We start from the raw sequence: 7,344 nt of genomic DNA, 5'->3' as shown, positions 1-7,344 counted from the left end.
ATCAAGTCCAACGAAAGTTTTCATGGCAATCACCTCAGATATCACAGACTGGGATCGTATTAAGATTACAGCATGTGGTTCCAGACGTGCCCCTGCCTGCGAAGTACCTGAAAAAGCTTCTTAAAACTGTAGCGGGGATAGCGCTCAGCGACCCCGGTCAGCCTCTGGACCACCGCTTCATCACGTCGCGTATCCGGTTGATAACGAAACACCGTCCTGCTCAGCGATAACATCCTGCATGCCTGGCGTATGCTCATCGTAAACTGCGTAGTTAGATAACTGACGAGCTCACGCTTTATCGCTGGTTTTAAAGCTTTTTGTCGATGACGTCTTTCAGCTCCCGACATTCCATACTCAGATCTGCAAACATCTGCTTCAGACGACGATTCTCGTCTTCAAGATCTTTGATTTTTTTGATATCAGCGGCTTCCATACCGCCATATTTCGCCTTCCAGTTGTAGTAGCTGGCTTCAGAAATAGCGGCCTCACGACACACATCTTTGACGGTCCTGCCAGCTTCGACTGATTTCAGGACGGCGATGATCTGGTGCCCGGTGAATCGGATCTTACGCATAGCGATCTCCTCAGGGGACATAATCAGTATGTCGGAAGATCTCTAAAAGTGAATGGGCCGTTTTGGTGGGATACTTACACCCTGAACTCTTAAACCTCCATTTTTGGCACACAGCCGATGAGCTAACGAATCAGAAGATCCGCGGTGAGCGATCAACGGACATTGCTAACAGCATTCTGTGTGTATCAAAGGGGAGCAGGTCATGACGGAGAAAGAAGATAGTTATTGAGTGCGATGAACAGAGTGCATTGCCCTGCAAAGGGATGTACAGTCTTAGTTGACCACTACGATAATTAAAATTCAAGTTAAAGAATAGCTTGAATGAACTGTGCATATTAAAATTCAACCAGTGCCATTTAGGTCGTAAAACACATGAATAGCGTACAAATAGAAGAAAATGTCAAGAGTTTGGTGAAACAAGTATCAAGCCAAAAAATTTCGAAAGATGATTTTGTCTACGAACTGTTGCTGGCATACGGACATCGTAAGTCGGTAGTGAACCGTGTTAAGTCTGGTGAGCGTAACCTAGCGAAGGATGGTGGTGAGGTGATCTTAAAGCGTCATCTTTACTTTAAACCATGTACATCAAACTTGTTCGCTGAAATAGATGCTCTCAAAAACAGCAAAACGGTTGCTACCAACAAGATTCGTTTTGTTGTTATCACTGATTTCTCTCAGCTTATTGCTATTGATACAAAGACTGAAGACACGCTTGATATCGAGCTTGGTCAGCTACCGAAACATTTTGATTTCTTCTTACCGTGGGCAGGTATGGAGAAAATGGTTTATCGCGGTGAAAACCCTGCGGATGTCAAAGCGGCTGAGAAGATGGCGGATTTTTTTGACCATATCAAAGCAACTAACTACCCAGCGAATGCCACGAAAGAACAGTTGCATGATTTGGTAGTATTTCTCAACCGCCTACTTTTCTGTTTCTTTGCAGAAGACACAAAAATCTTTTCTGAGAACCAATTCACAAACCTTTTGAATCAACATACGCAAGAAGATGGAATCGATCTACAAGGCGTATTTGAACGTTTGTTTTACGTATTGGATACGCCAGCACATCAGCGTAATGATTTTCCAAGGTATCTTAATGATTTTCCGTATGTTAACGGTGGGTTATTTAAGCGCCAGATTAGAGTGCCAACATTCGATGCCAAAGCTCGTCGTATGTTGCTTGATTCTGGTCAATTAGATTGGGCAGATATAAACCCTGATATTTTTGGTTCGATGATTCAAGGTGTTGCCGACCCTGAAACACGAAGCAAAATGGGGATGCACTACACCTCAGTATTAAACATCATGAAAGTGATTGAACCGCTGTTCTTGGATGATCTTTATGAAGAGTTTGATAAGTGCAATGACAATATCAACAAACTGAAGAAGCTTCAGGTTCGACTAAGCCGCATTAAGTTCTTTGACCCTGCGTGTGGTTCAGGCAACTTTTTGATTATTACGTACAAAGAAATTCGTGAATTAGAAATTGAGATCCTAAAGCGCATTCGTGAGCTAGAGTCAGAGTCTGACTCAGGAATTATAGGATTATTTGATGAATCTCATTCTGCGATTCACCTAGACCAATTCTATGGCATTGAGCTCGATGATTTTGCTCATGAGATGGCAATTCTTTCATTATGGTTAGTTGATCATCAAATGAACATGGTGTTTGAGACTGAGTTTGGTTACACAGCACCAACGCTCCCATTAAAGCAAAGCGGGCGGATTGTTGCAGGTAATGCAGTACTGATGGACTGGGAGTTGGTTTGTCCTTGTACCGATTCCGAAGAGGTATATATTTTAGGTAATCCGCCATATTTAGGAGGGAAGTATCAATCACCGAACCAAAAGGCTGATATGAAAAAAGCTTTTAGCGGCATAAGTAAATTTGGTGAGCTAGACTATATTGCTTGTTGGTTCTTTAAAGCATCAAAATATATAGCTGAATCTAGTGGCGTTTTTGCTTTTGTATCTACTAACTCGATAAATCAAGGCGCACAAGTCCATCAATTATGGCCTTTGATTTTTGATATGGGGTTAGAGATAGGTTTTGCTTATAAGCCATTTGTCTGGAGCAACAATGCTAGAGATAAAGCCGCTGTGATTTGTACCATACTAGGAATTCGGAAAATAAGTGGTACACCTAAATCAATATATGAACCCACGAATAAAAAAAATGTAAAAAATATCAGTGCATATTTAAACGAAGGCGATAACACAATAGTTCATCAAAGCCTAAAGCCTATATCATTGCTGCCAAAATTAATAACAGGTAATAGCCCTTACGATGGCGGAAATTTAATATTATCAATAGATGAAAAAAATTCTCTTTTAGATGCTTATCCTGAAGCAGGCAAGTTTATTAAGCGTCTTTGTGGTTCACAGGACTTTTTAAATGGACAAGAACGGTGGTGTATTTGGATCTCTGAAGAAGAATACGAAGAAGCTTACTCAATCCCTCCCTTAAAAGAACGAGTTGAACTCGTACGTGAGTTCCGCATCAACGGTGGTGATGTTGCTAGAGGGCTAGCAGATAAACCTTATAGGTTTAGATATACGCATCAAGCAAAAGAGCACCTGATAATAATACCACGAGTATCATCAGAAAGAAGAAAGTATATTCCTTTTGGATTTTTAGGTGCTGAAATTATTGTTTCAGATTCAGCCCAAGCTATTTATGATCCTGAAGTATGGGTATTCGGCATACTAAGCTCTCGTCTACATATGTCTTGGGTGAGGCTGACAGCAGGAAGATTGAAAAGTGATTACAGATATTCATCTGCTATGTGTTACAACACATTTCCTGTGCCTGAACTAACTCTAGCAGATAAAGAAGATATTATGGAGGCAACGATTGGTGTTATTTCAGCAAGAGAAATGCATGCTGAATTTTCATTGGCAAAATTATATGATCCAGAAAGAATGCCTGCAAATTTGAAAGAAGCTCATGTTTTACTAGATGAGTGTATAGAAAGAATTTTCTTTGGTAAGACCATTCCCGAAGAAGAGGAGCGTCTTGCAATTCTTTTGAGAATGTATGAAAAAGTAATGGGTAAAGTGAATGCCTGATTTAGTCAACGTAACCTATGCTCAAACAGGTGAAAGCACCAACATCAATGAGATGGGAATGCGAGCCATGCAGGCTCGCGCTTTTGAGCAACGCGCAAGCCAGTATTTATTGATTAAAGCCCCACCTGCTTCCGGTAAATCTCGTGCTTTAATGTTCATTGGCTTGGATAAACTTCACAATCAGGGTATCGACAAAGTTATTGTCGCTGTTCCTGAGCGTTCTATCGGTGGCTCATTTGGATACACTGAGCTAACTAAATTTGGTTTCTTTGCGGATTGGAACATCAATCCGCATTACAACCTTTGTACGTCTGCCAGCAATCAAAGCAAAGTTAAAATCTTTAGGGAGTTTTTAGATAGTGATGTGCGCATTTTAATCTGTACTCACGCTACCTTGCGCTTTGCATATCAAGAGTTAGAAGACTTCGCTTTTGACAATATCTTATTGGCAATCGATGAGTTCCATCATGTTTCTGCTGATGGTGACAACGTGTTGGGTGATGTGTTGCGTGCGCTCATTGAGAACAGTACCGCACACATCGTTGCGATGACAGGTTCTTACTTCCGTGGCGATAGCGTATCAATCCTGACTCCAGAAGATGAGATGAAGTTTGATAAGGTCTCTTTTAACTATTACGAGCAACTGAACGGCTATCAGCACCTTAAGTCTTTGGGTATTGGTTACCACTTCTATAAAGGTCATTACCTCACTGCAATTGCAGAGGTGCTAGATACTGATAAGAAAACGATTGTCCATATCCCCAACGTAAACTCTGCCGAGTCAGGAAAAGATGATAAATATGAGCAAGTCGCAGCTATCTTAGACATTATTGGTGAGCATCAATTCACCGATCCAGATACTGGTGTCATTCATATAAAACGTAAAGAAGATGGAAAAACCATTAAAGTTGCCGACCTCGTATGGGATGAAAATGATAGAGAGAAAACACAGGCATTTTTACGTGATATTGACCATGAAGATGATATTGATATCATCATTGCGCTGGGCATGGCAAAAGAGGGTTTTGACTGGAGTTTTTGTGAGCATGCTTTGACGATCGGCTACCGCAACTCTTTGACGGAAATTGTGCAGATTATCGGTCGGTGTACTCGTGATAGTCATAACAAGGCTCATGCTCAGTTTACTAATTTGATTGCTGAACCTGATGCTTCAAGTGATCAAGTCAATTATGCTGTAAACAATATGCTTAAGGCAATCACTTGTTCTCTTCTTATGGAGCAAGTATTGGCACCAAACTTTAAATTTAAAACAAAAAGTCCTATAGAAAAGGAACCAACACCGCCGGGGGTGATCAGCATTGGTGGTTTGAAAGAGCCAAGCACCAAGCGAACTAAGCAAATATTAGAAACAGACCTTGATGACTTAAAAGCTTCGATTTTGCAAGATGACAACATTGTTAAAGCATCTGCCGCAGGTCATGACCCTGAAGTTATTAATAAGGTGCTGATCCCTAAAATTATAGAGAAAAAATACCCAGACCTCTCTAAAGAGGAGATAGAGGAAATACGTCAGCGAGTTGTTGTGGACTCAGCGCTTTCAGCATCTGAAATTAAAGAGGAGGGTGGCAAGAAGTTTGTTCGCATGGCTGATAAGTTCATCAATATTGATGAGCTGCATATTGACCTTATCGACCAAGTAAATCCGTTTCAGAAAGCGTTTGAGATCCTATCAAAAGCGGTTAACACTGATACACTTAAGTTGATTCAAGACTCTATTGAATCGACTCGTATGCAAATGTCTAAAGAGGAGGCCATTGCGTTGTGGCCGAAAGTTCAAGCGTTTGCAAATGAGAACAATAGGAATCCAGACCTTAACTCTCGTAATGGGCGTGAGCGTGAGTTGGCTCAGTGTGTTATATATCTGCGTCGTCTGGCACAAGAGCAGGTAGCAAATACTCAAAAAGAGGCTATGTAAATGGAAGATTGGTTAAAAGCTATTCTAGCTTCTGATACACAAGGCTTATTAAAAACAAAGCCTAAATCATCGGCACCTACAGCCGATGACCACCTAATTGCTAAATTTAAGCAAATTAATGAATTTTTTGATAAACATGGGAGAAAACCGCAAGCTAATCGTAGCAATCCGATTGAGCTGATGCGCAGCAAAAGTCTAGAATCTATCCGCAGTAACGAGCATCATTGTCGTGCGTTGAAACAATACGATATTCATGGGCTTTTGCCACGATTTGAAGAACCTAAACCGGCTTCTATTGAAGCGATACTTGCGGATGATATGTTAGGCATATTAGATTTACCAGATGACAGTATCTTTAATTTAAAACACGTTAAAAAGACCTTGGGAATGCCCCAGCATATTGCCAAGCGTAAGAAGTGCGCCAACTTTGATGAATATGAGCCTCTGTTTCGGCAATGTCACGCTGATCTTAAAGCGGGTGAAATGGAGGCTGTTCAATTCACCGGTGAGCAGCAAATTAAAAAGGGTATGTTATTCATTCTTCACGGGATAACTTGCTATGTCTCTCATATGGAAGAGAGGCAGAAGAAGAATGGCAAGATAAACGCTCGATTACATCTAGTTTTTGAGAACGGTACAGAATCAGACATGCTGCTGCGCTCACTTGCTACTGAGTTGTATAAAGATGAAACAGGTCGTCGTATTTTAGCTAAAAGTGATACAGAGTTGGATGAATTGCTGAACATCACTCGTGACGATAAAAAATCAGGTTACATTTATATTCTAAAATCTTTAAGTAATGAACCAGAGATCAGTAGAGTGAATAATTTATACAAGATTGGTTATTCCACCACTCCCGTAGTGCAGCGTATTGCTAATGCAGAGAAGGAACCAACTTATTTAATGGCATCAGTTCAGTTAGTTTCTGAGTTTGAGTGCTACAATATGAAAACACATAAGTTTGAAGGGTTGCTACATACCTTCTTTGGACATTCCTGTTTGGATGTAAAATTGGCTGATCATAAAGGAATTGTTCACACACCGAGAGAGTGGTTTATTGCTCCCCTAGAATGCATCAAGCAGGCAATACAAATGCTTATTACAGGTGACATTGTCAACTATCGATATGATGCAATAACGCAAAAAATAGTAGAGAGAACGACACCTTGAGTATATCCGACGTTGTAATAGCTGCGTCTAAACCGGATACTTCACCAGTAAGACATAGACCTATATTTAAGGTGTGTCTGACCCGCTCCCCGCGGATCAATTCAGACTGTCTAAAGCAACGTCTGCTCATGGCACAAAGCTGCCTGTCAGATTAGGTTTGGCCCTATGTCGTAGTTGTGCCAGATCAAGTCTGAGCTAATACAAATTATCAGTATCTTTCTGAAGCATCTGAAGGCGCTGTTCCAGACTATCCAGTCTTTCTTCGAGGTCATGACTCTGCTGCTCAATATCTTCCATCGTTTCTGACAGAACATCACGTAGCAGCACAAAATTTGCCTGTAGAGCATAGACAAAATCGCTGCCGCCAGTCAGTAATGCTTCGCGCGGTATGTCCTCCAATGCGGAATGCGTCATCCACGTGACCAGCGCTTTTGCGCTCATTTTGGTCAGTACATCCGAAAGTCGGTCTGTAAGTATCCCAGCTTTAGTTCCAGGCACTTTTTGAGATTTCCGGTTTCTCAGCCATCAGCCGGTACTCTTCCGGCGTCAGGTTTTTAAGGGATTCATGAGGACGCTCACTGTTGTACTCATTCAG

5 protein-coding genes and 1 pseudogene are annotated in these 7,344 nt (G+C 41.2%); 3 read left to right on the top strand and 3 right to left on the bottom strand.

All coding sequences use genetic code 11. The features are described 5' to 3' along the window. Positions 1-74 precede the first annotated feature (74 nt). Positions 75-574 (bottom strand): annotated as a pseudogene (locus ACOZIO_RS24940) (transposase); the annotation flags it as partial. A gap of 372 nt (positions 575-946) precedes the next feature. On the opposite strand from ACOZIO_RS24940, the gene ACOZIO_RS24935 reads away from it, so the two are divergent. Genes ACOZIO_RS24935 through ACOZIO_RS24925 form a run of 3 tightly spaced genes read left to right on the top strand, consistent with a single transcriptional unit; the run spans position 947 to position 6,749 of the window. After that, the gene (locus ACOZIO_RS24935) at positions 947-3,643 is read left to right on the top strand and encodes a DNA methyltransferase (protein ID WP_421595878.1); all 2,697 of its coding nucleotides are present in this window, start codon (positions 947-949) and stop codon (positions 3,641-3,643) included. Next, the gene (locus ACOZIO_RS24930) at positions 3,636-5,579 is read left to right on the top strand and encodes a DEAD/DEAH box helicase (protein WP_421595877.1); all 1,944 of its coding nucleotides are present in this window, start codon (positions 3,636-3,638) and stop codon (positions 5,577-5,579) included. Before ACOZIO_RS24935 ends, ACOZIO_RS24930 begins: the two co-directional genes overlap by 8 nt. Continuing rightward, complete coding sequence (locus ACOZIO_RS24925) at positions 5,580-6,749, top strand: GIY-YIG nuclease family protein (RefSeq protein ID WP_421595876.1); 1,170 nt, start codon at positions 5,580-5,582, stop codon at positions 6,747-6,749. Between the two features lie 195 nt (positions 6,750-6,944). Here the strand turns inward: ACOZIO_RS24925 and ACOZIO_RS24920 are convergent, their stop codons facing one another. Together ACOZIO_RS24920 and ACOZIO_RS24915 are read right to left on the bottom strand one after the other, a co-directional pair. Then, complete coding sequence (locus tag ACOZIO_RS24920; RefSeq protein ID WP_421595875.1) at positions 6,945-7,247, bottom strand: hypothetical protein; 303 nt, start codon at positions 7,245-7,247, stop codon at positions 6,945-6,947. After that, positions 7,234-7,344, bottom strand: a 111-nt coding sequence (locus ACOZIO_RS24915) for a transposase (RefSeq protein WP_165457324.1), incomplete at its 5' end; no start/stop codon positions are given. The genes ACOZIO_RS24920 and ACOZIO_RS24915, both read right to left, overlap by 14 nt.

It is taken from the genome of Rahnella sp. PD4 (assembly GCF_049199325.1).
Lineage (GTDB): Bacteria > Pseudomonadota > Gammaproteobacteria > Enterobacterales > Enterobacteriaceae > Rahnella > Rahnella perminowiae.
The sequence above is the reverse complement of the archived record's forward strand: the minus strand, read 5'-3'. Positions and strand labels throughout refer to the sequence as shown.